The 25832-nt window shown below is 57.0% G+C and carries 25 protein-coding genes; 9 read left to right on the top strand and 16 right to left on the bottom strand.

Going from position 1 to position 25832, the window contains the following annotated elements; translation table 11 throughout:
• Nucleotides 1-2: 2 nt before the first annotated feature.
• The 3 genes from ACO6TI_RS15595 to ACO6TI_RS15585 all read right to left on the bottom strand — a co-directional run bounded on the left by ACO6TI_RS15595 (nt 3) and on the right by ACO6TI_RS15585 (nt 3727).
• Nucleotides 3-932, bottom strand: coding sequence for an ABC transporter permease (locus ACO6TI_RS15595; protein WP_055112157.1), 930 nt, complete (start codon nt 930-932; stop codon nt 3-5).
• Nucleotides 932-1993, bottom strand: coding sequence for an ABC transporter permease (locus ACO6TI_RS15590; protein ID WP_082442760.1), 1062 nt, complete (start codon nt 1991-1993; stop codon nt 932-934). The genes ACO6TI_RS15595 and ACO6TI_RS15590 overlap by 1 nt, the downstream gene beginning before the upstream one ends.
• Nucleotides 1994-2128: 135 nt before the next feature.
• A complete protein-coding gene (locus tag ACO6TI_RS15585; protein ID WP_158510339.1) occupies nt 2129-3727 on the bottom strand; it encodes an ABC transporter substrate-binding protein in 1599 nt (532 codons plus the stop codon).
• Nucleotides 3728-3940: 213 nt separating this feature from the next.
• On the opposite strand from ACO6TI_RS15585, the gene ACO6TI_RS15580 reads away from it, so the two are divergent.
• Nucleotides 3941-4879 (top strand): LysR family transcriptional regulator, encoded by a 939-nt coding sequence (locus tag ACO6TI_RS15580; protein WP_422385264.1) that lies wholly within the window; start codon nt 3941-3943, stop codon nt 4877-4879.
• Between the two features lie 19 nt (nt 4880-4898).
• Here the strand turns inward: ACO6TI_RS15580 and ACO6TI_RS15575 are convergent, their stop codons facing one another.
• The 9 genes from ACO6TI_RS15575 to ACO6TI_RS15535 form a co-directional block, all read right to left on the bottom strand.
• The gene (locus ACO6TI_RS15575; protein ID WP_196878387.1) at nt 4899-5399 is read right to left on the bottom strand and encodes a cytochrome c-type biogenesis protein; all 501 of its coding nucleotides are present in this window, start codon (nt 5397-5399) and stop codon (nt 4899-4901) included.
• Between the two features lie 7 nt (nt 5400-5406).
• Nucleotides 5407-7395: a heme lyase CcmF/NrfE family subunit gene (locus ACO6TI_RS15570; RefSeq protein ID WP_104703002.1), complete on the bottom strand. Its 1989-nt coding sequence runs from the start codon at nt 7393-7395 to the stop codon at nt 5407-5409.
• A gap of 30 nt (nt 7396-7425) precedes the next feature.
• Nucleotides 7426-7875, bottom strand: a complete 450-nt coding sequence (gene ccmE / locus ACO6TI_RS15565; protein WP_055112149.1) for a cytochrome c maturation protein CcmE — start codon at nt 7873-7875, stop codon at nt 7426-7428.
• 57 nt (nt 7876-7932) lie between these two features.
• Nucleotides 7933-9066, bottom strand: a complete 1134-nt coding sequence (ccmI, locus tag ACO6TI_RS15560; RefSeq protein WP_422385263.1) for a c-type cytochrome biogenesis protein CcmI — start codon at nt 9064-9066, stop codon at nt 7933-7935.
• A 118-nt stretch (nt 9067-9184) separates the two neighbouring features.
• Nucleotides 9185-10660: a hypothetical protein gene (locus ACO6TI_RS15555; RefSeq protein ID WP_422385262.1), complete on the bottom strand. Its 1476-nt coding sequence runs from the start codon at nt 10658-10660 to the stop codon at nt 9185-9187.
• 107 nt (nt 10661-10767) lie between these two features.
• Nucleotides 10768-11205 (bottom strand): RT0821/Lpp0805 family surface protein, encoded by a 438-nt coding sequence (locus ACO6TI_RS15550; protein WP_055112143.1) that lies wholly within the window; start codon nt 11203-11205, stop codon nt 10768-10770.
• A gap of 169 nt (nt 11206-11374) precedes the next feature.
• On the bottom strand, nt 11375-12802 hold the full coding sequence (locus tag ACO6TI_RS15545; RefSeq protein WP_055112141.1) for an ATP-binding protein: 1428 nt from the start codon (nt 12800-12802) through the stop codon (nt 11375-11377).
• The gene (locus ACO6TI_RS15540) at nt 12792-13460 is read right to left on the bottom strand and encodes a response regulator (RefSeq protein ID WP_029065752.1); all 669 of its coding nucleotides are present in this window, start codon (nt 13458-13460) and stop codon (nt 12792-12794) included. The genes ACO6TI_RS15545 and ACO6TI_RS15540 overlap by 11 nt, the downstream gene beginning before the upstream one ends.
• 78 nt (nt 13461-13538) lie before the next feature.
• Nucleotides 13539-13793 (bottom strand): PepSY domain-containing protein, encoded by a 255-nt coding sequence (locus ACO6TI_RS15535; RefSeq protein WP_208992535.1) that lies wholly within the window; start codon nt 13791-13793, stop codon nt 13539-13541.
• A 414-nt stretch (nt 13794-14207) separates the two neighbouring features.
• On the opposite strand from ACO6TI_RS15535, the gene ACO6TI_RS15530 reads away from it, so the two are divergent.
• The gene (locus ACO6TI_RS15530; RefSeq protein ID WP_186009643.1) at nt 14208-14945 is read left to right on the top strand and encodes a DUF1194 domain-containing protein; all 738 of its coding nucleotides are present in this window, start codon (nt 14208-14210) and stop codon (nt 14943-14945) included.
• A 2-nt stretch (nt 14946-14947) separates the two neighbouring features.
• Here ACO6TI_RS15530 and ACO6TI_RS15525 read toward each other — a convergent pair whose 3' ends face one another.
• On the bottom strand, nt 14948-16126 hold the full coding sequence (locus ACO6TI_RS15525) for a phytanoyl-CoA dioxygenase family protein (protein ID WP_422385261.1): 1179 nt from the start codon (nt 16124-16126) through the stop codon (nt 14948-14950).
• An 85-nt stretch (nt 16127-16211) separates the two neighbouring features.
• Here ACO6TI_RS15525 and ACO6TI_RS15520 point away from each other — a divergent pair, with 85 nt between their 5' ends.
• Nucleotides 16212-17234 (top strand): LacI family DNA-binding transcriptional regulator, encoded by a 1023-nt coding sequence (locus tag ACO6TI_RS15520; RefSeq protein WP_422385260.1) that lies wholly within the window; start codon nt 16212-16214, stop codon nt 17232-17234.
• Between the two features lie 22 nt (nt 17235-17256).
• On the opposite strand, the gene ACO6TI_RS15515 is transcribed toward ACO6TI_RS15520, so the two are convergent.
• Both ACO6TI_RS15515 and ACO6TI_RS15510 read right to left on the bottom strand, forming a co-directional pair.
• Nucleotides 17257-17958 carry a helix-turn-helix transcriptional regulator gene (locus ACO6TI_RS15515; RefSeq protein WP_055112131.1) on the bottom strand — a complete coding sequence of 234 codons (702 nt, stop codon included), beginning with the start codon at nt 17956-17958 and terminating at the stop codon, nt 17257-17259.
• Between the two features lie 12 nt (nt 17959-17970).
• Entirely contained in the window at nt 17971-18345 is a 375-nt protein-coding gene (locus ACO6TI_RS15510; protein WP_055112129.1) for a VOC family protein, read from the bottom strand.
• 285 nt (nt 18346-18630) lie between these two features.
• Here ACO6TI_RS15510 and ACO6TI_RS15505 point away from each other — a divergent pair, with 285 nt between their 5' ends.
• The 5 genes from ACO6TI_RS15505 (at nt 18631) to ACO6TI_RS15485 (ending at nt 23925) form a co-directional block, all read left to right on the top strand.
• Entirely contained in the window at nt 18631-20571 is a 1941-nt protein-coding gene (locus ACO6TI_RS15505) for a calcineurin-like phosphoesterase C-terminal domain-containing protein (RefSeq protein WP_082442759.1), read from the top strand.
• Between the two features lie 82 nt (nt 20572-20653).
• Nucleotides 20654-21913 (top strand): HupE/UreJ family protein, encoded by a 1260-nt coding sequence (locus ACO6TI_RS15500; RefSeq protein WP_422385259.1) that lies wholly within the window; start codon nt 20654-20656, stop codon nt 21911-21913.
• A gap of 149 nt (nt 21914-22062) precedes the next feature.
• The gene (locus tag ACO6TI_RS15495; protein WP_029065761.1) at nt 22063-22317 is read left to right on the top strand and encodes a YdcH family protein; all 255 of its coding nucleotides are present in this window, start codon (nt 22063-22065) and stop codon (nt 22315-22317) included.
• A 322-nt stretch (nt 22318-22639) separates the two neighbouring features.
• Complete coding sequence (locus ACO6TI_RS15490) at nt 22640-23083, top strand: hypothetical protein (protein WP_422385258.1); 444 nt, start codon at nt 22640-22642, stop codon at nt 23081-23083.
• A 92-nt stretch (nt 23084-23175) separates the two neighbouring features.
• Complete coding sequence (locus ACO6TI_RS15485) at nt 23176-23925, top strand: SDR family NAD(P)-dependent oxidoreductase (protein ID WP_196998410.1); 750 nt, start codon at nt 23176-23178, stop codon at nt 23923-23925.
• A gap of 6 nt (nt 23926-23931) precedes the next feature.
• Here the strand turns inward: ACO6TI_RS15485 and ACO6TI_RS15480 are convergent, their stop codons facing one another.
• Nucleotides 23932-24360: a secondary thiamine-phosphate synthase enzyme YjbQ gene (locus ACO6TI_RS15480; RefSeq protein WP_350184950.1), complete on the bottom strand. Its 429-nt coding sequence runs from the start codon at nt 24358-24360 to the stop codon at nt 23932-23934.
• A gap of 141 nt (nt 24361-24501) precedes the next feature.
• On the opposite strand from ACO6TI_RS15480, the gene ACO6TI_RS15475 reads away from it, so the two are divergent.
• Nucleotides 24502-25794 (top strand): glycosyltransferase, encoded by a 1293-nt coding sequence (locus tag ACO6TI_RS15475; protein ID WP_409856714.1) that lies wholly within the window; start codon nt 24502-24504, stop codon nt 25792-25794.
• Nucleotides 25795-25832 lie beyond the last annotated feature (38 nt).

Genomic DNA, 25832 nt, shown 5'->3' with positions numbered 1-25832 from the left:
CGTCATTTCGCCCCGGAACTGCGGGGATCGAGCACGTCACGAAGACCGTCACCCAGAAGATTGAAGCCGAGAGAAACCACGAGAATCGCAATCCCGGGAATGGTCGGCACCCACCATTGGTCGAGAAGAAAATCCCTGCCCGAGGCAATCATGGCCCCCCATTCGGCAAGTGGTGGCTGCGCGCCGAGGCCAAGAAAACCCAGTCCAGCAGCTGTGAGGATAATGCCGGCCATATCCAGCGTCAGCCGGACGACGGTCGAAGACAGACACATCGGCATTATATGCGCAATCAGTATCCTGATCCTGGAGGCACCCAAAATCTGGGCGGCCATGATGTACTCGCTGTTGCGCAACGTCAGTGTTTCTGCACGTGCAAGCCGTGCATAGGGGGACCATGTTGTGAGTGCAATGGCCAGTACCGCGTTCTCAAGGCCAGGCCCGAGAACCGCGACAAAGGCAAGCGCCAGAATTAGACGCGGAAAGGCCAGGAAAATGTCGGTGATACGCATCAACGTTGAATCCACCGCACCGCCGAGCAGTCCGGCTGTCGTCCCGATCAGGAGACCGATCGGCATCACGATTATGGAGACAAGAAAGATGATATAGAGCGTGACCCGCGAGCCCCAGACGATCCTGGCGAAGATGTCACGGCCGAGTTCGTCCGTTCCGAACCAATGCTCCGCGCTCGGAGGTGCAAGGCGATTGGCCAGATTCTGGGTCGTTCCGTCGCCACCGGCAACAATGGGTGCAAACAGTGCCACCAGGCAGAGGAAGAGAACGATTGCCAGACCGAGCATCGCGATCGGATTGGACTTGAACGAAAGCCAACCGATGTAAAGACGCTGACACCTTGCCTGAAAGGCGTTGTTTGGCGAATCCGCCAACAACCATGATGCAGATCCGGATTTTGTCCCAAGCGTGCCGTCCGACATTATTTTGCCCTCGGATCGACTATCCGGTAGAGCAAATCGGACAGCATATTGATGAATACGAATGAAATACCGACTACCAGCGTGCCGCCGATAACCGCATTCATGTCGGCGTTGAACAGCGAATTGGTGATGTACTGGCCGATACCCGGCCAGGCGAACACGGTTTCTGTCAGGACGGATCCTTCCAGAAGACTGGCATAGGTCAGGCCAATGATCGTAATCAGCTGAACCAGGACGTTTCGAAAAGCGTGATACCAGATCACGGTTCCTTCGCGCAGGCCCTTGACCCGGGCGGTGAGCACATATTCCTGATTGAGCTGGTCCAGCATGAAGGAGCGCGTCATGCGCGCGATATATGCCAGCGAGTAGATCGCCAGCATCGACGCGGGCAGGATCGCGTGCGAGAGCGCATTCTTGAAGACGTCCCACTCTCCGGCCATTGCAGCATCGATCATGATAACGCCGGTCACCGGTTCCACGATACCATCGTAGAAGAAATCAATCCGGCCAGGACCCGCAACCCAATCGAGTTTGGCATAGAAAACCAGCAGCGCGACCATACCAAGCCAGAAAATCGGAATGGAATGGCCAAGCAATCCCACAATCCGAACGACGTGATCTATCAGTGTTCCCTGCCGCACAGCAGCCAGAACACCGGCTGGAACACCGATAACAATTCCAGCGATCGTCGCGATGGTGGCCAGCTCGAGCGTTGCCGGGAAAAAGCGCTTGATATCTTCAAGAACCGGTTGTCCGGTCATGACCGAACTTCCGAAATCCCCACGCAGAATGTCGCCAATAAATATGAGGTACTGTTGCCAGATCGGCTTGTCGAGACCGAGCTGGAGGTACATAGCCTCGTAGACTTCTTTCGAGGCGCGGTCGCCAACAATGGCAACAACGGGATCATTGGGCATGATCCGGCCAATGATGAAGGTGATTGCGGTCAAGCCGATGAACGTGAGGATCAGCATGACTATGCCGCCACCGATCTTCCTTGCCACATCCAGATACGGCCTGAAATCCACCCCTGAGCGTTGTAGTGTGGAACTGTCGCTCATTCCCAACGCATCCCCCGATTTCGCTGCATATTAACAGAAAGCCGCGCTTCCCCACTCAATTTGAGGAAGCGCGGTCCAGCATGAGACCGGCCATTCGCGACACAAGGTTGATGTGTCGTGAACAGCCGAACGTGCTTACTTGGTGACAGTCTTGTAGTAGGCCTGATCGGAGGTCACGCCGTTGACGAAGCCTTCAACGTTTGCGCGCTGGCCGAAGGTACCAATCGCCTGGAACATGATGGTGAAGGGCGAGTCTTCCTGCACCATCTTCTGCAATTTGGCATAGATTTCCTCACGGACTTCCGGATCAGATTCTGCAGCTGCCTGGTCGGTCAGCTCAGTCAGTCCGTCAGCAGGCCAGGCATTGCGCCAAGTCAGCTTGCCCGTCAGTTTTGCTTCGAAGTCATTGTTCGGGTTGTGCGCAAACGCATCAGCGTTGGAATGCGGATCGGAATAGTCCGGGCCCCAGCGCGCAACGATCAGCTCATGCTTGCGTGCACGATACTTCGGCCAGAGCGTGGCGCCGTCGGACAGGATGATTTCAGAATCGATCCCCAATTCCTTCAAGCTGGCCTGAACGCTCTGGGCCACTTCCGTGAACGGAGACTTGTTCAGCGTGTCGATCGTGATCTTGGTGTCGGCGTCAAGTCCGGCATCTGCGATCAGCGCCTTGGCCTTTTCCATGTTGTGGCTATAGGGCGTATCGGTTGCCGCTGCCCACATGCCTGATGGCCAGAAATTCTGGTGGATCTTGTATTGGCCGTCGAGGAAGGACCCCACCATGCCGTCATAGTCGACCATGTATTTCAGCGCTTCACGAACCTCAGGCTTCGACAGAACCGGATGGTCCATGTTGCTCGCCAGATACATCAGGTATCCCTTGGGATAGCTCTCCGCGGAGACGTCCGAATTGCCGGAAAGACCCTTGAGCTGGTCGGCCGTCAATTCCATTGCGGCATCAACATCGCCTTTTTCCAGCAGCAGGCGCTGTGCGGATGGTTCAGCCACATGGCGGATGACGACGCGGTTCATGGCCGGCTTGCCCTGGCGGTAATCGTCAAATGCATCCAGCATGACAACTTCGTTGGCTTTCCAGGTTTTCAGCTTGTAGGGACCTGAACCAGCGGAATGATCTTTCAGCCAGGCGTAACCCATGTCGCCGTCGACTTCGTGTTTTTGAACTTCCTTCATGTCCACGATGGATGCCACGCCTGCCGACAGGAGGTTCAGCACGAGCGCCGGTGACATGTCCGCCAGAATGTTGATCTCGACCGTGGTGTCATCGACAGCAACCACTGCCTCGTCGACATTCTCGGGCGTCCAGCCGATCTGCTTGATGATGAAAGCCGGCGTCTTGTCGAGCTTCACAGCGCGGCCAAGCGAGTAGGCAACGTCTGCAGCGGTGATCGGGTTACCGGAATGGAAGGTCAGCCCGGGGCGCAGCTTGACGGTGATTTTCTTGCCGTCGTCGGAAAACTCGTAGGATTCGGCAATACCACCGACAAGTTTTGTCAGGTTGTCAGGCTCGAACAGGAACAGCCGCTCATAAAGATTTGCGACGATCCTGCCACCGGTGAACTCAAAGCACTCAGCAGGATCAAGCGTAATTGCATCCGCTGTGTTGCGGGCGATCACGAATGTGTCCGCGGGTGTTTCGGCTATCGCGGGAAAGGCAGCGGTTGTTGCCAGCATTGCTGCCAATGAAAGACTTTTCAGAGGTGTTGTAAATTTCACGATCATTCCCCCTCAGGAACTTGGCTTATGGGATGGTGCCGGAAAAACACCGGCGGAATTGCATGCGGACACGCTTCGTTGACTGAGCATGATTTCCGCACCTGGGGCAAAAGCTTATATCGATTGCTTGAATTCGACCAACAGCCTTGTTATGCAAATTTTGCATATAGTTTGTTTTGCTCGTTTTTTCAGCAAGACCAAAGGGAGAAACTGGTGGACACAAACTGGCTGGCCGACTTTCTTGTCCTGAGCAAAAGAGGAAACTTTTCGCAGGCAGCAGACGAGCGGAACATTACCCAGTCCGCATTCAGCCGTCGGATCAAGGCGCTCGAAACCTGGCTGGGAACGGAACTCTTCGACAGAAGCAGCTATCCGGTGTCCCTGACACCTGACGGTGAGGTTTTTCACGCAACAGCCCAGAACGTGCTTAGGGAACTGGAACTCAATCGGGTTGAGTTCCAACGTCGCAATTCAGATGCTACTCCGGATATCCGGCTGGCCGCCTCGACGTCTCTCGCATTGAGTTTCGTCCCTGAGTGGCTGCACCAGATCAAGCAAGCCTGCGGGACCTTTTCGGTGTCCATCGACACCTATGATTTTTATGAAATGATCGAGCTGCTCGGCGACGGAAAGATGGATCTTGTGTTGCTGTATTCGAAGCCAGAGGTGCCGTCATTTTTCGAGCATCAGGAATTCGAAGCGATCAAACTCGGCGAAGATACTATGCATCTTTGTACTGCCCTCGACGCAGAAGGCCGTCCGGCGTTTGATGTCGACGACCCGCCGGCGCGCGGACTTGAGTATATCGGATACGGTCAGACCGGATATTTTTCGAAAGTCGAGGACCTGCTTTTTTCCGCGATGACCCCCCAGGATCCGACATTCGTCTGCACGTCGCAAAGCGGTACCTGCGAATTCATGAAGCGGCTTGCGCACATGGATCAGAAAATGCTCTGGCTGCCGGCCTGCAGTGCCCATGACAGCATTCGTACCGGGCAATTTGCACTTGCCGGAAACGGACGCTTCGACACCGAACTCGAGATCTGGCTCTACAAGAAACGGGAGACCACTTCTCCACTGGTCGAGAAGGTCTGGACCCATCTGAAAAGCAATCCATGCACAAGTCACCTCGAAGCGTTTAGGCTCACGTGAGCCAGAGCGCCAGGAGACATCATTCGTTTCCAGGCACGTCCCTTTTTTCCAGGAGTGCCTTCAAACGTTCTTCTTCTTCCGCAGAAAGGTTTGCAGAGCCTGCCGTCGCGACTTGCGAACCGCGCCGCGAACGACTGCGCAGCGCCAGAACAATCGCAATCAGCCCGGCAAGCAGGGCGAAAGGCCCTGCCGCCCAAAGGACAAGCGTGTGCCAGGCAAAACGCGGCTTCAACAGCACGAATTCGCCGTAGCGGGAAACGAGATAGTCAATCACCTGTCCGTCGCTGTCTCCGGCGACGAGACGCTCACGCACAAGAACACGCAAGTCCTTGGCCAGGGGTGCGTCACTATCATCAATGGACTGGTTCTGGCACACCATGCACCGAAGCTCCGCTGAAAGCGCCCTTGCCCGGGCTTCCAGGGCCGGATCGTCAAGCACCTCTTCAGGGGCAACTGCCAGCGCAGGTGCGGTGAGGATGGCAAATGCCAGAATCAGGCTTGTCAGAACTGTCCGGATCATCAACGCGTTACTCCGCCGCGGCCGTCTGAACGGCCTTGCGGCGCGCTGCCGGTTTCGGCGCCCCGACCCGGAGCCGACGGTCAGCCATTGAAAACACCGCCCCGAGGGACATGATCACGCAACCGATCCAGATCAGCGTGATCAGCGGTTTGTAGTAGACGCGAACATCGACGGCACCATCACCACGGCTTTCCCCGAGCGACAGGTAAAGTTGCGAGAAACCCGTCGTATGGATGCCGGCTTCGGTGGTCGGCATCTGGCGCGCGGTGTAGACGCGCTTGGAAGGATCGAGCTCGGCCACGTAGGCGCCTGCCTTGCGAATGGTGAAATGGCCGACTTCCTCGGTATAGTTCGGGCCGCGGCGCGGCGCCGCACCGTCGAATGTCACTTCGTATCCGGACAGTTCGACACTATCACCCGGCCGCATTGTCTCGATGCGTTCCTCCTGAAAAGCGGACGCCGTCACAATACCAAGCACCGTGACACCAACTCCGAAATGCGCGACGACCGTGCCCCAGGCGGACCCGGGCAATCCGACAAGACGAGCGAAACCTCGTTTCGGGCCGATTTCAAAAAACTTCACACGGGTCACGATCTCCGAAACCGCACCAGCCATGACCCAGACAGCGAGGCCCACACCCATTGGTGCCAGTACCTTTTCCATACCCCACAGCCAGAACGTCACGAGCGCGAACAAGAGCGCAAGACCAAAAGCCGCATAAAGCCGTTGGCTGGCCGCGTGAAGGTCGCCCCGCTTCCAGGACAGGACCGGACCGAACGGGATCGCCATCAGCAGAGGCACCATCAGCGGACCGAAAGTCAGGTTAAAGAATGGGGCTCCAACCGAAATCTTCTCTCCCGTGATTGCATCAAGTGCAAGCGGATACAGCGTGCCGACAAACACCGCGGCGCAAGCCGCCGTCAGGAAAAGGTTGTTCAGTACCAGCCCGCCCTCGCGGCTGATGGGCGCGAAAAGCCCGCCCTGTTTCAGCATTGGAGCCCGCCACGCATAAAGCGACAGGGACCCGCCGATGAAAATGCACAGGAGGACCAGTATGAACACACCGCGCGCCGGGTCTGTCGCGAAGGCGTGGACTGATGTCAGAACACCAGAACGCACGAGAAAGGTGCCGAGCAGAGAGAGCGAGAACGTGAAAATGGCCAGAAGAACCGTCCAGATCTTCAGTGCCTCCCGCTTTTCCATGACAATCGCTGAATGAAGCAAAGCCGTCCCGGCAATCCAGGGCATGAAACTGGCGTTTTCGACCGGGTCCCAGAACCACCAGCCACCCCAGCCGAGTTCGTAATAGGCCCAGTAAGACCCCATGGCGATGCCAAGTGTCAGGAAACACCAGGCCAGGAGCGTCCAGGGACGGACCCAGCGCGCCCAGGCAGCATCCGTGCGACCAAGAAGAAGAGCTGCGACCGCGAATGAAAATGTGATGGAGAAGCCGACATAGCCGACATAGAGAAGCGGCGGATGAATTGCGAGACCGATATCCTGCAGGATCGGATTGAGATCCGCTCCTTCCAGAGGCGGATTGACCACACGCTCGAAAGGGTTGGACGTTGCAAGCAGGAACAGAATGAAACCGGCCGAAACCCAGGCCTGAACCGAAAGCGTTGCTGCCTTTAGATCTTTCGGCAGGTTACCGCCGAAAAATCCGACAAGCGCCCCGAAAAACACGAGAATGAGGACCCAAAGGAGCATGGACCCCTCGTGATTGCCCCAGACGCCGGTGAATTTATAGATCAGCGGCTTGGCGGAATGGGAATTCTGCAGCACGTTCAGAACCGAGAAATCCGAATTCAGGTAGGCAACAGTCAATGCGACAAACGATATGAGCACCAATACGAACAACATGACGGATACAGGCGGTGCAACAGCCATCAGCCTGTCATCTCCCGACAGCGCGCCCCAAAGCGGCAGAACGCACTGGACGAGTGTCAGCGCAAAGGCCAGCACGAGTGCGTAGTGTCCCAGTTCAACGATCATTTTCGCGTCCTGTCTCTCCCGTGGCAGCTTCTAGTTGGCTTCGCCTTCGCCGCCCTGCCAATGACCTTGATCCTTCAGCGCTTCTGCCACTTCCTTGGGCATGTAATTCTCGTCATGCTTGGCAAGAACGCTATCGGCAACGAAAACACCGTCCGGTCCAATGACCCCCTCTGTCACGACCCCCTGCCCCTCACGAAACAGGTCCGGTAGTATTCCTTTATAGGTAACGGCAACAGCGTTCGCCATGTCCGTCACACGAAAATTCACCTGAGCGTTGTCCGACTTCTCGACCGATCCTTCCTCAACCAGTCCGCCAAGTCGAATGCGCTGTCCGGCGGGCATTGTATTTTGGGTGATGTCGGTCGGACTTTGAAAAAAGACAATCTGATCGTTCAGGGCAAAAAGAATCAGCCCGAGTGCAATTGCCAGCACGGCTCCCGCCGATCCGATCAGGGTCAACCTTCTCTGCTTGCGCGTCATGTGTTCCGTCCAGTCTGTGCCAGCTGAGCCTTTGATCCAGCCGGCAAATCCGTTTTGTCAGGACCCGCTTAACCCAAGCGAACTGGCCGTGTCTTTGATCAGAGACAAGTCCGCAGGTTTATCTGAATGGGCGGCTTCAGCAGCAGCGAGCGCCTCCTCGGCCTTTTGCTTTTCACCAAGAACCATGTATGCCCGGATCAATCGACTCCATTCATCAGCGCTGCCACCGTCCGAGGCAAGACGTCCTGCGAGGCCGTTGACCATTCCCCTGATCATTTCCTGCCGGTCTTCAGCGGACAAATCCTGCGAAGCAGCGATATCCGCCTGCGAGGGACCGTTCGGTGCGCTTTCGCCATAAGGCACGCCCTTCAACTGTGCAAGTTGCTGTCGTGCAACGCCAACCCACGCAGCCGTCTCGTCAGCTCCGTCCAACAGGTCTTCCCAGGCCTTTACGGCGGCCTCGATATTGCCATCCTGGCCCAGGGCAATAGCAAGAAAGAACCTGGGTTTGGCGGCGGACGGCTGCAAGGCTACCGCCTGCTCAAAGGCTTTCCTCGCCTCTTCCGTAACGAGCCCCTGATTGGCCATCGTAAGAGCTTCGCCCATGTCGGTCAGCCATTCCGGATTCGGTCCCAAGATACGGATTGCATTGGCATAAGCACGCGCGGATGCCTGCGGTTGACCCATCGACAAATAGACCGGTGCAATCACCGACCATCCCTGCCCGTCTTCGGGGTTTTCCGACAAATGGCGCTCGACACGCGCCAAAAGCACATCGACCGACTGCCCTTCAGCAGGTGCGCTCAACCGCGTAATCAGCGGCTGGTCGGGTTCTTCGGGAGAGCCAAGAGCGAAGTAGGTGCCAAGCGCAAAGAGCGGCAGGGCCGCCAGGGCGAAAACCTGGGCAGCCTTCAAGCGCCCTCCGGAGGCGGTGGTCTGGTGTTGCTGCTCATTCTTGTCGTGCGCAGCAAGCAACCGTCGGGCAATTTCGGTTCGCGCGGCTTCAGCAGCTTCAGGCTCTATCAGCCCGCGGTCCAGCTCGCTATCGATGGCAGAGAGCTGTTCCCTGTAGACCGCTTCATCCGCACTCCCGTCCGCTCTTGCCTGCGCCTTGCCGGCCCGTGCGAGCGGAACAAGAACAGACAACGCGGCGACACCCGTCATGACAGCGAGAAGGATCCAGAATATCATGGGCGCACTATAGACAGCGCAAACTCGGCAAATGCAAGACGATTGGGCTGTGACCAGCCGTCGCGCCGCTCAAATCCCGTTGACCCATCGTCAGCAACGGCGTTCTTTGAGCCGGACCCTACCAGCGCTCGAGTGCGTTTGAAACAAGTTTGCGTTCCGGCGCAGGTTCGTTCTTCTTTTCCTTGCCGGTTGCCTTTGCCACCGCGGACTGACGGCTGCGGCGAAGCTGACCGGCATATTCCGCGCCAAAATAGATTTCAGAAAGCATGATCGCGACATCCACTGCCGCAAGCTGCGCCTCTGCCTCCTGGCCATGCAGTCTTCCAAGGTCGGTGATCAGTGAACGAGTGACAATTTCAAGAGTCTGTTCAACCGTTTGACGCGTTTGCTTGCCAATTTCGTTTACCGCAAACGTCTCGGACGCATTCCGTGCCATCGTGACGACGCGCAAGGTCCGAATGGCTTCGTCGATCGCCGGCTGTTCTATCCTGAGCTGACCGTCCCCGTCGAATTTGGGTACCTGCAGTGCCCTGCGAATGGCCCCATGAGCGTTTTTGAGTTCGCGCGTGACCTCACCGGAGATGTTTCGCTTGGTGTCCGCCAACCGCTGATGCCATCGTCCGGAAATGGAAAGGTCCATGTCCCGTTCAACACCGCGCACAAGCGTATGATATTCTGACAGTGCCTGCGAAAACGCGACCGGGTCCGGATTGTTGTTCCTGTGCTCAAGCGCGAGTATCTGCAGACGTTCCGCCTCGCTCATCACAACGTCGACCATGGAGGCGAACTGCGATCCGGCAATAACCTTGGGATCCTGGTCTCCAGCCAGTCGGCCCGCGAATGTGCAAAGCGCGGACGGCGCCTCGGAACGTTCAACCAGCGCCGCGGCGAGCAGGGGAACGTGATCCGGAAAGCGCGCTGAACATTTGTCCACGAGGCGCAACACATCATGGTCCTGCTTGAGACGATGCTCGTTGATCCGCTCTGGAATGCTTTGCAGAAACGGTACCAGCCAGCGTTCGGCGGCGAAGATCTTGTGAATGTCCCTGAGTTCGGAAATGCCACGCTCGCCGCCGAGTTCCACACCGATCTGGCGCCGCACCTTGTCCGATATCTCGCTGCGTTCCAAAGTCTCCTCGACCGCTTCCACGGACCGGGTTCTGAGCGCCTGTACAAGAGCAACGACCCGCTCGTCGCTGACGGTCGCATCGCCGGCCTGATCGAGCACGGTCTTGACGTCGTTCGGAATCACATCCCTGCCGAGCCAGTTCCAGACCCGGTCCAGCATGATCCGATTGATCCGGCCTTCCTGCCGGTTGGGCAGGGTTTCACCGATCAGGAAATCATTGAGAGGTGCGAAGAACATCCTTTGAACCTGCGCGCGCCGGAACTTGCCGTTCGGAATACCGCCGGCAAAAGTCTGCGGCTTGCGCATGAGTGCAACGGCGGCTGTCAGGATCAAGCTGAGATGCGGATCAGAATTGTTCTTGCCTTTGGCCTGCTCCAAATTGCTGACCAGTGCCTCGACCGCTTGCGGGCTCAAGCTGCTCAGGTAGTCCTTAATTTTACTCTCAAGCTCGTTCGAGTAGGTCATTCAAAGGGTCAACGCCGCAATCCGAATCCGGTCGATAATACCGGTGCAAGGATTAAGCAATTGTTGAGAATAAACCTGTCTTCTCCGGTGATTTTAACCTTTGCGGCCTATCCGATAACGGTCCAGTCGCCCCGTCCGGATTCGCAAGCGGTTCCGCGTGCCTGAAGTGTGCGGCCCTGAAGAACCATTTCGTGGGTAAATTCTCGGCACTTTGTGTCGTTGACGGTGTAGACCGGACCAGGCCTGACCTGCCCACTTCGACCCGTACGGTCGTTCTGCCAGGCTACGGCGGCGCCAAGGCCCCTTGATCTCAAGGCACGGGTCTGGGCGTCCTCGGCAGCACGGCGATCGGACGGATCCAATGCATTGCCAAACTCGTTGTTCACCAGCACGGAAATGGCGGTGTTCGCCTCGGTGCCTGATACATTGGCGCCGGGATCACCGAAAGACGATCCCCAACCGCCCGAACCATTGCTTCCAGACGTCGCAGAGCATCCTGCCAGAACGACAGCAAGGGCAACAAATGTGGCACTGCGCAAACGCATGCTTGAAAGCTCCCCCAAGAGCAACAGACAGGATCAAACCCGAAGACAAGTCAGTGGTATTTTGAATTTGTGGCCGAACTTGGCCAGACAATGGTCTTTTCGTCCCAGTGCCGGATCACATCCTAACACAGCACTCCGACGCCGGTCTCTTCGCCGTCATCGTAATCCCCTATTCCCTTGTCAGTGCCGGCAGCACAAGGCTGGCCTTCAAACCTCCCAGGGAAGACATATCGAGGTTGAGAGTACCACCGTAAAGCGCTGCAAGGTCTGCCACAATTGACAAGCCAAGGCCTGTCCCGGGCACGGTTTCATCGAGCCTCCTGCCACGTTTGACAGCCTCGGCCCGTTGTTCAGGAGACAGGCCCGGTCCGTCGTCCTCGACCGTGAGCACGAACATCTCGCGGTTCGTGGCCGGATCGTCCTGAGACACAATGTCGACCGAAACCCTTGAAGAAGCCCACTTGCAGGCATTGTCGATCAGGTTGCCTCCCATTTCCTCAAGATCCTGGCTCTCACCCCGAAAACGGATGTCCCCGGTCTGGTTGAACGCAACCTCGATACCCTTGTCCTGATAGATTTTCCCCATTGCCCGGATCAGCCTGCCAAGAACCGGTTCGGTTTCGCAGGATACACCGATCACCCGCCGCTGTGCTGCCATCCTTGCGCGTTCGAGGTGGTGTTGAATCTGGGTCGACATGATCGCCGCCTGCTCGCTCACCTTGTCGGCAAACGGACCTTGAGAAGCCCGCGCTTCGTTGGAGATCACTGAAAGCGGTGTCTTCAGGCCATGTGCGAGATTTCCGACATGGGTTCGAGCTCGTTCGACAATTTCCTTGTTGGAGACGATGAGCGCATTCAACTCGACTGCCAAAGGCGCGATTTCGCGTGGCAAGGCTTCATCAATGCGCTCCGTTTCTCCCAGCCGAACCGCCGAGAGCGAGGAGCGCAGCCTTGCCAGAGGCCTGAGGCCGACCCGGACTTGAAGGAAAATTGCGAGAATGAGGCCAATACCGACGATGCAGAGCGTCAAGGTGACAGTCCGCGAGAATTCTGCAATGTCCGCCCAGAACCCGGCCGTTGCAGCCCCCACCGCGATAACGTAGGAGGCCTCTCCGATCGTGATGCGCTGCTGCAGGACCCGCACTTCATCTCCCGTCGGACCGCTGACAAAGCCCGCACTGCTGTCCATGTCGCCAATCGGAGGTGTATTCAACGGATCACCGAGCAGCGATTCGGACGCAAACATTATCGACGGGTTGTCTGCACGCCGCACGGTCCAGTACCACCCGGACAAGGGCAGGGAAAATCTCGGATCGCCCCGGTAGACCGGCGCCGCCACCGACTGGATCAACGTTTCCGGTCCGCCGTTCTGACCTGTTTCCAGCATTCCGGCGATGAGGCCCTTGATATGAACTTCCAGCTGGGCATCAAAGGCCCGCTCACTTGCGCTCTGATAAAGACTGACGAGGAAAACGCCTGCCAATGCAAGTGTTATGGTGGACCAGACGGCCGCAACAAAGACCAGCCGGGACGCGAGAGACCACTGACGACTACCTGTCTGTTGCGCCTTGGCGACAGCATCACGGTCAGTCGTCACTGGGCTCTCCAAGACGGTACCCGAGGCCCCTGATCGTTTCGATCATGTCCGAACCGATTTTCTTGCGTAATCTGCCAACGAACACTTCGACCGTGTTAGAGTCCCTGTCGAAGTCCTGATCGTAGAGATGCTCGGTCAGTTCGGTCCTTGAAATCACCTTACCTCTGTGATGCAGCAGATAAGACAGCAATCGATATTCGTGGGATGTGAGCTTGATCGGATTGCCGTCGACGGTTACCCGCCCCGCTCTCAGATCCAGGCGCACGGGACCGCAGATCAGCTCGTTGGAGGCATGGCCGGCTGCCCTGCGAACGAGTGCACGCACCCGTGCCAGCACTTCTTCCATGTGAAACGGCTTGGCAACATAGTCATCTGCACCGGCATCGATGCCGGCCACCTTGTCCGACCAGCGGTCACGGGCAGTCAGAATCAGGACAGGCATGGTTCGGCCGTCCCTGCGCCAGTTTTCCAGCACAGACAAGCCATCGAGTGTCGGCAGGCCAAGATCCAGAACCACCGCATCATAGGGTTCCGTTTCACCCAGAAAGTGGCCCTCTTCCCCATCGGCGGCGCTGTCAACAACGTAACCTGCCTCCTCAAGAGCAGTGACAAGCTGACGGTTTAGGTCGGTATCATCTTCGACGACGAGAATTCGCATTGGAACCAACTTCTTGATTAATCGATCGGAACGGTGGGTGGCGGCTGCAAATCCGTGCAATCACCGCCGGTGTACCAGTCACCGGCTGGCGTTGACTGTGACATTCGTCACCTTGCCACCCTTGAGAACAGATAAAACGTAGACATAACCGCCGCCCTGCTGACAAAGTTGCGCCTTCACGATTTCCCCACCGGCGCGGCCCGCGACCGAACCAAGAGGTGCGGCCTTGCCGCTCGCCACGGCTTCCCGCGCCTGAGCCTGGGACAGGCAGGCTGCTTCAGCTGGCAGGACCGCAGCGAAGGTCACTAGCAAAAAGGCAAAGATCTTTTTCACGAATCCCGTTCCGGTTCTGTGTCTCCAAGTCATGGGCAAGGTGTAATCAATTTTACCTGAACGCAAGCTGAACCCGGCATTCAGGGCGTTTGCGAAGAAACGGAGACGCTCGACTCGAATTCAGGAATTGCCAATCGGGCGCGGTCTGTACAGCAGCCTGGTTGATCAAAAGCGGAGTATAATGACGTCCAGCTGGCCTCAAAATCAGGCCGAAGGGGTGCATTTCAAACCATCACCATCATTCCGGTGACCGCTCTGTTGCCGCAGCACACAGTGTTCAACGCCCTGGAAAGAGACTCAATCAAATATCTCGAGGGGAGCAGCAATCTTCAAAAGAGCTTCCAGTTCACGTTCACAGTAAAACTACTTACATCACATCTATGCCTGCTCACGACGAGCTGCTAAGCTTCGCCCATGTTCAGGCAATTCGTTCGATCACTCACGGATACCGCACATAATCCCGCCCGCAGCCTGCGCGTTTGCATTGGCGCTCTTGGCCTTGCCGTTTCCGCAATGGTTCCTGTTCCCGCAACTGCATGCTCGCTCGCGCTCGTTCTGGCAATGGACGGATCGTCCAGTGTTGATCATCTGGAACATGACCTACAGCTGAACGGCATGGCGCAAGCGCTCAGCGACCCGGATGTCGTTCAGGCGATTGAAGCTGTTGGCGGTATCTGGATCATGAGCTTTGAATGGAGCGGCCAGCGGCAACACTTCCTTCAGCTGGGATGGCAGCACCTGACCGATGCTGAAAGTGCCGAGAGGGCAGCAAGCACGCTCAGAGAATCGCGGCGCGGTTTTATCGGTTTCCCCACAGCGATCGGTTATGCATTGGGCTATGCCTCCGTCCAGATGAGCCGTGCGCCCGCCAAATGTGCGCGAAAGGTGATCGATGTGGCAGGCGACGGGATCAACAACGACGGATTTCCGCCGTCGAGCGCCTACAAGGCATTTGATTTCGAAGGCATTACCGTCAACGGTCTGGTTATTGAAGGAGCCGAAGACTCCCCGCTTCAATACTATCAAAGCCACGTCATCAGCGGTCCTGGAGCATTTATCGAGGTTGCCGACGACTATCAGGACTACGCGCGCGCCATGAAGCGCAAGCTCATCCGCGAAATCATCGGCAACGGTTATGCCCTCGTGAACTGACCCTACGCCTTGCGCCGGCTGGTCTGCTCGGCAAGCGCTTTCGAAAACGCTTCCAAGGGTAATCCTTCACCCAGCGCTCTCAGAAACAATTGCTTTTGCGTTTCGGGAGCAAGGCCGCCGACCGGCGGGTCGTTGTCCAGGTTGGTCGGGAAGGAATATCCTTCCGCACACGCGGAAACTGCCGCATCAACTTTCGCCTTGTCCCAACTGCCGGATCGGGTCTTTTCCAGAAGTATCGGATAGAGCGTCTTGCACATTCTTTCCCGGTCAAAAGTTTCCATGGCACGGCAGAAGGCCGACGATATCTGAAGAAGGTTGGCCAGCCTTTGAATGTCTGTGCTCCTGTTTTCCCCGGCCGCGTGGAAAAGCGCAGGATTGAAAAAGAGAGCGTCTCCTTTTTTCAACGGCAGCTGAACATACGCACTTTCAAAGAACTCCTTGAAGACATCCTGCCTGTAGGCCATGTAGCCCGGCCGGTACAACTGGGAAAACGGCAGCAGTTTGGTCGGACCGCTTTCAACGGGCATGTCGGTGTGCGCGATGGCACCCTGCAGCGTCATGACCGGCGACAAATCGTGCACATGTGCGGGATAGTCTGCACAGACCTCCTCAGTCTGGAAACCCAGATGATAGTCGCGGTGCGCCTGTTGCGCACCACCGCCGGGCCGCACGAGATTGACCTGAGAGGTCATTTGATAATTCGGACCGAGCCAGGCCTCGCAAACGGCATCGATCACCGGATTGGAAAAACAGCCGGCAAAAGCCTCCGGATCGCGGAGACACAGTTTCTGAAGCGAATTCCAGATCCTGTCATTCGCGCCCGCAGCTGCAAAATGGTCCGCACCACCACCCGAGGCTGCTTTCTCTTCCCGGATAATGTCCTGGAAGACGCTCGTTGCCGCGTCGAGTGGGGCTGTATCGGAAAAAGCGCCTTCCAGCACGAGAACGCCGGACCGGTGCATCAGGATATGCGCCCACTCGGCCATTAGGCCACGCCTGCCCTCAGTTCCTGAGAGCAACCTGTTGATCTCGGACACGTTGTAAACCGGAATGTTCGACACAACGCGCTCTGCGCGGGGCGCGTCGCTTTCGCTCAACTGCTGGTCTACCAGAACCTTGAAGTCATCAATGCTGCAACTTCCGGCATCGAAATAGCCATTGGGGATCACCTGACGATCCATTTTATCCTCCCATCGTCATGTTGTGCCTGCAATTCTAGCGGATCCGGACTTGAAGTGTTTCAGATATTCCATCAAGAATCCATCAATGACCCATCGTTTCCCTGTCAAGGAAATCGCGCTGCAGTCGGGATTGAGCACTGCGACCGTCGACCGCGTCCTGAACAACCGGGCGCATGTCAGCCCGCAAACCCGCAGGCGTGTGGAAGACGCAATCGAGGAACTGGCGCGACAGGAAACCCAGCTGTCCGCCAAGGGCCGTCGCTTCTTTATCGATATTGTCGTTGAAGCACCTTCACGGTTCAGCCGCGAAATTCAGCGCGCGAGCGAAGCCGTCCTGCCGCTGTTCAGGCCCGCGGCGCTCAGGCCGCGTTTCACTTTTGCTGAAACCATGACGGAAAATGACTGCGTCACCGTGCTGGATCGAATCCGGAAACGTGGCAGCCAGGGTGTTTGCCTGAAGGCCCGCGATACGGAACGGGTGCACGCGGCAATTGACCGGCTGACGGCAAAGAACATTCCTGTTGTCACAGTTTTTACCGACATCCCGGATGCCCGAAGGCTGGCCTATGCCGGCCTCGACAACATCAAGGCCGGTCAAACCGCGGCATATCTGATGCTAAAGCTTCTCAAGCCAACGGACACGTGCGTCCTGACAACACTCAGTCAGCATGCGTTCCAGGGCGAGGAAGATCGTTTCCACGCATTTCGCCTCGAGCTTCACAGGTTGCGCCCCGACATCGAGCTGATCGATGCGAGCGGTGGAGGCGGCCTCAACCCATCGACCGCCCAGGAAGTTTCCGCGAAGTTGAGCTGGCCTGCCAAGATTGCAGGTGTCTATTCCATGGGAGGCGGCAATTTCGCGATCCTCAATGCTCTGAAAGCCTCCGGCCACACGCCAGATTTCTTCATCGCCCACGATCTGGATGAGGACAATCTGGAGCTCCTGCGCAAGGACGTGCTTACGCTGGTGCTGCACCATGACCTGCGTGACGACATGCGAATGGCCTTCCGACACATCCTCGCGTTTCATGGCGTCGGCGAACCATTGAACCAAACGGAAAGCGATATCCAGATCGTCACGCCGATGAATATTCCAGCCGGATTCTAGGCAGCGTCCGGTTCAGTCAATCTCAAGCATCGGAGCGTCCGTAGCCCTGTTGTTCCATGGATCGATAGAAATCCTTGAGCGTCTTGCCCGGCTCAGGCCTGAAAGTCTCTCCGGTCTCTTCAACGTCCGACATGCGGTCCAGGCGGAACATGCGGAAATCCCGTCGCAATTCACACCAGGCGACAAGCGTCCAGACCTTTCCCCAGAACCAGAGACCGAGGGGACGTATGACCCGCCTGGACGCGTCACCCTTGCCGTCCATGTAGGCGACCGACAGGCTCTTGCGTGTATCTGCCGCGGCCTCGAGACGGTCAATCAGGTCACGTACCTGCGCTGTCATTTCAGGGGCAAAGGCGTGGATTTCGACTTCGTTCTGCCGGACCCGCATCTTTTCCGGAATAACGGCATCGATCTTGATCATGGCCTCTTCGGCCGCACGCGCCATGGCCGCCCCTCCCCAGGCGCGGATCAGACGCGCACCAGCCAGAAGAGCTACGATTTCGTCTCGGGTGAACATGAGAGGTGGCAGATCATATCCGTCGCGCATGATGTATCCGACGCCCGCCGCTCCCTCGATCGGAACACCGGATGCCTGAAGGTCGGCAACGTCGCGATAGATGGTTCGTTCAGAAACTTCCAGCCATTCAGACAATTGCCGTGCCCGGACGAGCCGGCCGCCACGCAGATATTGCACAATCTGAAACAGGCGGTCGGCACGTCTCATGCGAGTGGCTCCTTAAGCGGCGAACATTCCGATCGAATTGCCATCCGGGTCGATCCCATAGGCGAATCGCCCGGCGGGGATCGGAATCGGATCCGATACTACCTCTCCGCCGGCCTTTGCGAAGCGTTCCATCGTCTCTTCCAGGTTGTCCGGACATGCAATGTGAACCGTCGGTCCCGTTCCCTTCTCGGCGGGCTTGCCGGGATAGAGGTGGCCTGCGATGCCCATCTTGTCCTTGGTCGGAAACATTGCGATGTGATTTGGTCCCATGTCGGTGATGCGATTCAATTCGGTTTGGAACACCTCGTTGTAGAAGCTGATCGCCTTGTCGAGATCCGAGACAGGGATCTCCATCCAAACGGTGAAATTGTCAGGTGCGAATGTCATGGGAAGTCTCCTTGAATACTGTGATGGAGCGCAATCTAGCAGGGGTCTCCTGACACCCTTCTGTCAGGAGTATTTCCTCTCTTTCTCTGTTTTTTTCCAGCGTTTCCGCCGTTTTCTGACTTTGCATCAACTGCGGATCAGAGCAAACATGACAGTTTGCCGACTTTGTGACATCGCGTGTGCACCGATTGAAACAAAACTTTAACGTGATAGACAATCTAACGTCATTGAAGCCGGGGAGAGTTACCGGCGGCTGAACCAACAGCCCTACCCTCGGAGGTTCTCATGAGAAAATTGACCTTGGCCCTGCTCCTTGCAGGCACAGGCGCATTTGCATCCGGCGTTGTCGCCAAGGATGCAGGCTATGTCGGAAACGTCGACACCGTTCACGGCGAACAGGCCGCAAAAAGGGCGAGCGGCAAGGTGTTTGTCGACACCAACCGGAATTCAAGGCTGGATGCAGGCGAAAGCGGTCTGCCAGGCGTCCTTGTTTCGAATGGTCGGGAAGTCGTTGTCACCGGACCGGATGGCTCCTATGAGTTGCCGGCCTATGACGACATGAACCTGTTCGTCACGAAACCCGCCGAGTTTTCTCCGCCGGTCAATGCGGATCTGGTTCCGCAGTTCAACTACGTTCACAAGGTGGCCGGTTCCCCGGACCTGCGCTTTGGCGGAATAAAGCCCACGGGTCCGCTGCCGCAGGCTGTGAATTTTCCACTGATCGAGGACAAAGTCGGCGACGATTTCCAGTGCCTCGTATTCGGCGACACGCAGCCTTACACAAATGCGGAGATCAGCTATGTGCGCAAAACCGTAGGCAACATGCTGACCAACCGCGACAACTCCAAAACCCAATGCCTTCTTTTCGAAGGCGACGTGATGGGTGATGATCTGTCGCTTTATCCGCGCTTCAAGAAGATCATCGCAACCGGCGGCGTGCCGCAATATTACGTTGCCGGCAATCACGACCTGGATTTTGATGCCACGAGCGATGCTGACAGCTTCGATACCTTCCGCCGCGAATTCGGTCCGGAATACTACTCCTTCGACATCGGTCAGGTGCATTTCATCGTTCTCGATGACGTGCGCTACCCGTGTAACGGTGTCGATTCCCACGCGTTCTGCGATCTGTCCGCCAAACCGTCCTACAACGGCGTTATCTCCGAGCGCCAGCTGGAATGGCTAAAGAACGATCTGGCCCATGTACCGGACGACAAACTGATTGTTCTCAGTGCCCATATTCCATTCGTCACCTACACGGATGCCTCCGCGCAGAAACATCAGGTGGACAATCTGGACAAACTCTACGAGTTGATCGGCGACCGGCCGGCACTCGGCCTTTCCGGCCACACTCACACCACCGAACAGATCCTGCCGGGTGAGTATTTCAAGGGTTGGAAGGAAGCAACCAATACCGGACCGGCGAAATTCCACCAGATCGTTACGGGAGCCGTTTCCGGCTCCTGGTGGGCTGGCGATCTCAACAATTCGGGTGTGCCGCATGGGACGCAGCGCCTCGGCTCCCCGCGTGGCTACTATGTTCTGGATTTCTCCGGCCCGGACTATGTCGATACCTACATGACCTTCGAAGGCACCAGGGACGATCAGTTGCACGTCTCGTTCAATACGCCTCGGTTCCGCGACTGGGCGGAAAAACTGGTCAGCTACACTGATCTTTACGATGTCCCGAGCGACATCACGCCGCCGGTCACGGTCAACGATCTCGGCGACATGGACATGCTGACGAAGAAGGATCTCGCCGACACCACCTATGTTGCCGTCAATGTCTGGAATGGTTCAAAGGACTCCGAGGTTTCATTCAGGATCAACGGTGGTTCGGCATCTGTGGCGATGCGCACGCAAAAAGGTGACGGCGAAGAAGTCCTCGACGGTCCGACTTATGCTGACCCACTCGCGCTTGCCAGGCAATCAACAAACGGCAGAATTGCTGTGAGGAGCACCGAAGGCGGCGAGGTAAACTCCGGGTTCTATACCTGGCAAGGCACTCATTGGACCGGTGCTGCGGGGCCGTTCCAGAACTGGATGCTGTCCACGAAGTCCAGCCACCTATGGCGTGCGGAGCTCCCCAAGGACCTGCCGGTCGGTATCCATACGCTGGAGGTAACAACAACGGACCGCTACGGACGCTCCTTCCGGCAGACCAAAACCTTCGAAGTTGTTGAAGACCTGCCGCAAATGACATGGCAGGATAAATTCTGGCAGTAACCTGAATGCATTCGTGACAACACTCTGAAAGCACCGTCCCGGACACACAGCGTGCCCGGGACGCATAACGGAAGAGATGCAGATGATCCGCGCTTACATTGCCGATATCGTAAAATACCTGGTGCTGAGCCTGTTTGTCATTGTGCTCTCCGGAATTCCCGCCGCCGCACATTTTTCAGAAGGCACCAAGGTCCGTACGATCCTGGTTGCAGAAACAGACGGCGTCCTGATCGCGTATGTTCGCGTACCGGCGCCGCTTGTTTTTTCTGATCTGGTCGGCAAGGCACAGGTCGATCAGGCTCCCTTCCTCTCTCCATTCCTGCGGGTTGAAACAACAGGTAGCGGTGTCCGTTACCGGCTCGACACGGAAGCCATTTTCCAGGATCGCTCCAGCTTCGAAGACCGTCTTCAAAAAGCACTGATATTCTCTCAGGCCGGACTGGATCTGCCATCATCAATCACTGGTTTCACGATCCGGAACAACCGACCGATACAGGCTCTGGACAGTGTCGCCGCGGCAAGAGCTGCGCTCAATGCAGAAAGCTCCTCACTGGATCCGGTGTTCGGGCAGGCCTTCATCGACTATGCTGTCAGGTTCGACAGCCCGGACCCGGGCGGCGTGCTCCAAATCCAGTCGGGCTATGCACCCCTTTTGCCGGGCCCCGGGGTTTCGATCGAGAACCATCTTGTCGATGCCAGAGTTGATCCTCCGGTATCGACAACGGCTTCAGGACAGCTTGAAGCGCCTACGGTCATGGACGGATCACGACTCTCCACCTTTCTCCATTTCGTTTTTCAAGGCATGTTGCATATCCTGGAAGGACTGGACCATGTCCTGCTGGTAATCGCGCTTGCGCTTGGCGTTGGTGCGACGCGCAAGCTTATCTACCTGGTCACCGCGTTCACGCTCGGCCACTCGGTGACCCTGATAGCAACCTTTCTCGGCGCAACACCCTCGTGGCCGTGGTTCATTCCGGCGGTCGAGGCAGCCATCGCTGCATCCGTGCTTTATGCGGCCATCGCGGCCATGGTCAACAAGTCGGGATCAGTTCTCGTTTTCACCGGAATTGGGCTGCTTCACGGTCTCGGCTTTTCTTTTGTTCTCAGTGACATTCTAGGACGCAACGCGCCCGATCTGGTTCCAGCTCTGCTGGCGTTCAATGTTGGTATCGAGTTCGGTCAATTGATCATCCTGGCCTTAACCCTTTCCTTTGTCCTGGCGCTTGAACGCCTGGCGACCCCAGCCCTCAGGCCAGCCCGGCTTGGCACCTTGACCGCGATCGCAATCCTCTCTGCATGGTGGGTCACAGAAAGGCTCGGCGGCATGGTTTCGTCCGTCTGAAAACGGATTTTCGATTCTGAAACCGCAAAGCTCCGGAGAATACCCGGTCGAAGCGTATCCGGTCCCCCTGCAAATCATGTTCGATTGATCTGGCTCAAGGTGTCGCCGTCGAACTGGCGGCAATTTGTGTGTCTCAAAAGGAGGCACGAATGAGTCACGTTCCACACGAATTGCACGAAGAATTTCCCGAATCTGCGGACGAATTGCATACGCTCAAGACCAAAGACACTCATTTTGCGCGACTGGCAGACGAGTATCACACCGTGAACCGGGAAGTGCATCGCATTGAAACCAATGTGGAACCTGCCGCCGACGACGTGCTTGAAGACCTGAAGAAGAAGCGACTTCACCTGAAAGACCAGATTGCCGCCATGTTGGCGGCTGCGGCAAACACCGCGACCTGAGCCCCTCCTTTTCAGGCCGGTGTTAGTGCCCGCGTCGTCCCCGTCCGACGGCGCGGGCCGCCCCTCCCGGGCCCGAAAAATAAAAAACGGCGCCAGGACTTGTGTCAAGTCCGGCGCCAGTCTGGGGAGGAACGACCCTCATCGTTCGATTGAAATGTGGGTTTTTCAGCCTGGAGTTACAAGGCAATAAAGTGTGAGAATACTGTGAGTATATTTCACGCCAGATCAAATTTGCCCTGACAGCACAGAGACTTGTTTGAGACCTTGACGAAATGCCAGTTGTGAGATTTGCTGCCGCAAACGATAATGTTCGGGGCAAATCATGGTTAAACTTATTTCTACACTATGCTCCTTTATCTTCTTGATTCCAAACCTTGTTCACGCTGCTGATTTCTGTATCGACGTGAACTCCAAAAAGGGTTGGCAGGGCATGACGCTTCCGGACGGCAATATTCGCCGCGTCAGTTACGCCGGCAGCTGGAGTGTTATCTCCGGCATGTACAAACCGGTCGGACCGAGAGGCTATTCAGGCTCGGATGCCAAGAAACTCGGTCCGCTTTACGGTTACAAGTTCGATCAGTCGTACTCATTCGGCGAAATGCTGGTAAGGGATCAGACAGGCCGGATTGTACCTTTTGCCGAGTTTGCCGCGCTGGCGGTCAATACACCGGATCCGGCTGGAAATTACGCCTTTCGTATCAATGACGTGGACCTGGCGCTTTGGGATAATGCAGGGGCAATCAGGGTTTGCATTTCCATGCAGTGAAATATCATTTTCGCTGACACACATCTGATTTTTTCAGACACGGTGCTGGAAGCGTCGCGGCCTTAGCACACTTCATCCAAACGAGGGAAGAGATGCAGAAAACTGCACTTGTCACCGGCGCGGCGAGAGGCATTGGCCTTGCCACGACAAAGCTGATGCTCGATCGCGGCTGGCATGTGGCCATGCTCGACCGGGACAGCGACGAACTGGAAATTGCATCGGCAGGACTTCACGGTGCAACGCCGTTTTCGTGCGACGTTTCAATCCAGAGCCGGGTCGAGGAGACAATTCCAGCCATTCTGGATAAGTTCGGAAGGCTGGATGCGGTCGTCAACAACGCGGGTGTCGCCCATTTCGGTCCAATGGAAGATACGGATTTCCAAGCCTGGCGCACAGTGATGGAAACCAATCTGGATGGCGTCTTCCTGGTTTCCCAGGCAACAGTACCCGCGCTCAAGCAGACCCGGGGCTCCATTGTCAATATTGCCTCCATTTCGGGTCTGAGGGCGTCGACCCTCAGGGTCGCCTATGGCACGTCGAAGGCAGCGGTGATTCACCTGACCAAGCAACAGGCAGCGGAACTCGGAGAATTCGGAGTTCGTGCGAATTGCGTGTGTCCCGGACCGGTGCGTACAAAGCTGGCCATGGCCGTGCACAGCCAGGACATCATTGATGCCTATCACGATGCCATTCCTCTCAACCGCTACGGAAGCGAACAGGAAATCGCCGAAGTCATAGCCTTCCTGTGCTCGGAACAGGCCAGTTATGTCACGGGCCAGATCATTGCCTCCGACGGCGGGTTCGAAAGCACGGGAATCGGATTGCCGTCCTTGAGAAACTGAACCGTCTTACACGGGTGTTGCCAGAAAGTGTGCCGCCACCTGGCGCTGGTGCGGGTTGGCGCGATGTTCAAACAGATAGATCCCCTGCCAGGTGCCCAGGACCATACGACCTGCGGAGACCGGAACGGATAGCGAAACGGGTAGTATCGACGCCTTGATATGTGCCGGCATGTCGTCCGGACCTTCGTAGGTATGGACAAGATAGCTCATGCTCGGGTGATCGGACCCTGGCACCAGGCGCTCGAAAAAGGCTTTCAGGTCCACCTGAACATCGGGATCGGCGTTTTCCTGAATCAGCAACGAGCAGGATGTGTGGCGAACGAACAAGGTCAGCAATCCATCCGCTGCTCCTTCGTCCTGGAGCCAGGACGAGACGGAATGTGTGAACTCGTAAAGGCCCTGCCCGCCTGTGCGCACTGAAAAAACGGTCTGCATGATGATCGCCGGTTCCTGTGTCCTTCTTGTGATAAAGGCATAGGCGAACAAATCCCCGGTTGCAATTTCGCCGGCCGACCGCCATGTGAAGCGATGTGACTTTCTCGTCCGCCCTGTCAGGACACCTGCCCCGGATCAAGCATGCCAGATGTCAGACCGAAAATCATGATTGCCTCGCTCGGCACGCGTGGCGATGTGCAGCCCTATGTCTCTCTGGCGGGAGAACTCAACCGGATCGGTGCCGACGTGGTGGTCAGTACCGGTGAAGGTTTTGAAGACATGATCGAACAGGCCGGTGCCCGAGCCCGTCCGGTTCCGGTCAATTACCAGGCCCTGCTGCAAAAACCGGAAATCAGGGAGGCCCTTCATTCCCTGAAAGGCATGATCAAGGCAGCGCGCCAGAGCATCGCGCTTCAACGGGATGTCGCCAGGGTCCTTTGGGAAACCGGTCTGGACGAAAAGCCGTCTCTCATCCTGTTCAATCTGAAAGCAACGGTCATGACCCTTGTCGGGCGCAGATTGGCAGTCCCGACGCTCCCCACCGCGCTCCAGCCTGCGACAACGCCAACCGGTGACTTTCCGCTTCCTCTCTTCGGATTGCCTGCCATGGGCTCATTTCTCAATCGCAAGAGCTTCGGTGTGGGCCGGATGCTCATGAAGGCCGGCCTTCGTCCTTTGCTCAATCCATTGAAGCTGGAAGCAGGACACGAGCTTGCCATGTCGGGCTCGTCGATCGACGGCTTTATGCCGAACAATCAAAAAGCTCTGACGCTCCAGGCGTTTTCGCGTGCACTGGTCCCGACACCGGAAGACTGGAGCGCAGAGAACTGGCAATGCGGCTACTGGTTCACCGAACCGGACGCCGAATATCAGGCTCCCGAGGATCTGGCCCGGTTTCTCGAAGCGGGCGAACCACCTGTCTATCTCGGTTTCGGCTCCATGCCGAGCCGGGATCCCGGAGATCTGACAAGAACGGTGATTGGAGCACTGGAAAAAACCGGCCAGCGCGCAGTGCTCGCCACCGGTTGGGGAGGACTGCTGAAAGAGGAATTGCCGGCGGAGCTTTCCGAACGTGTCTTTCTGATCGACAAGGCACCGCACAGCTGGCTGTTCCCGAAATGTGCGGGCATTGTACACCACGGCGGTGCGGGAACGACCCATGAAGCAGTCCGTTGGGGGAAACCGTCGCTTGTCTGCCCCGTGTTCGGCGATCAGCCTTTCTGGGGCGAGCGAATATTCCGGATCGGCGCCGGCCCTGAACCAATCCGCCAGAAAAAGCTGACGCCGGATAGCCTTGCAAAGGCGCTTAAGGATCTCGAGAACCCGACCTACGGACAGGGTGCCGAGGCCGCGCGGCAAATCATAGAGCAGGAACCCGGGGCCAGAGGTACTGCATCAAGGGTGTTGTCCCTTGTCTCGAAAGACGTGACCTGAACTCCTGCAAATTCTGTCCGTGCCCCGGGAACAGGTAA

Origin of the sequence: Roseibium album (genome assembly GCF_965233825.1) — a bacterium.
Lineage (GTDB): Bacteria > Pseudomonadota > Alphaproteobacteria > Rhizobiales > Stappiaceae > Roseibium > Roseibium album.
This window is presented reverse-complemented; position numbering and strand designations above follow the sequence as displayed.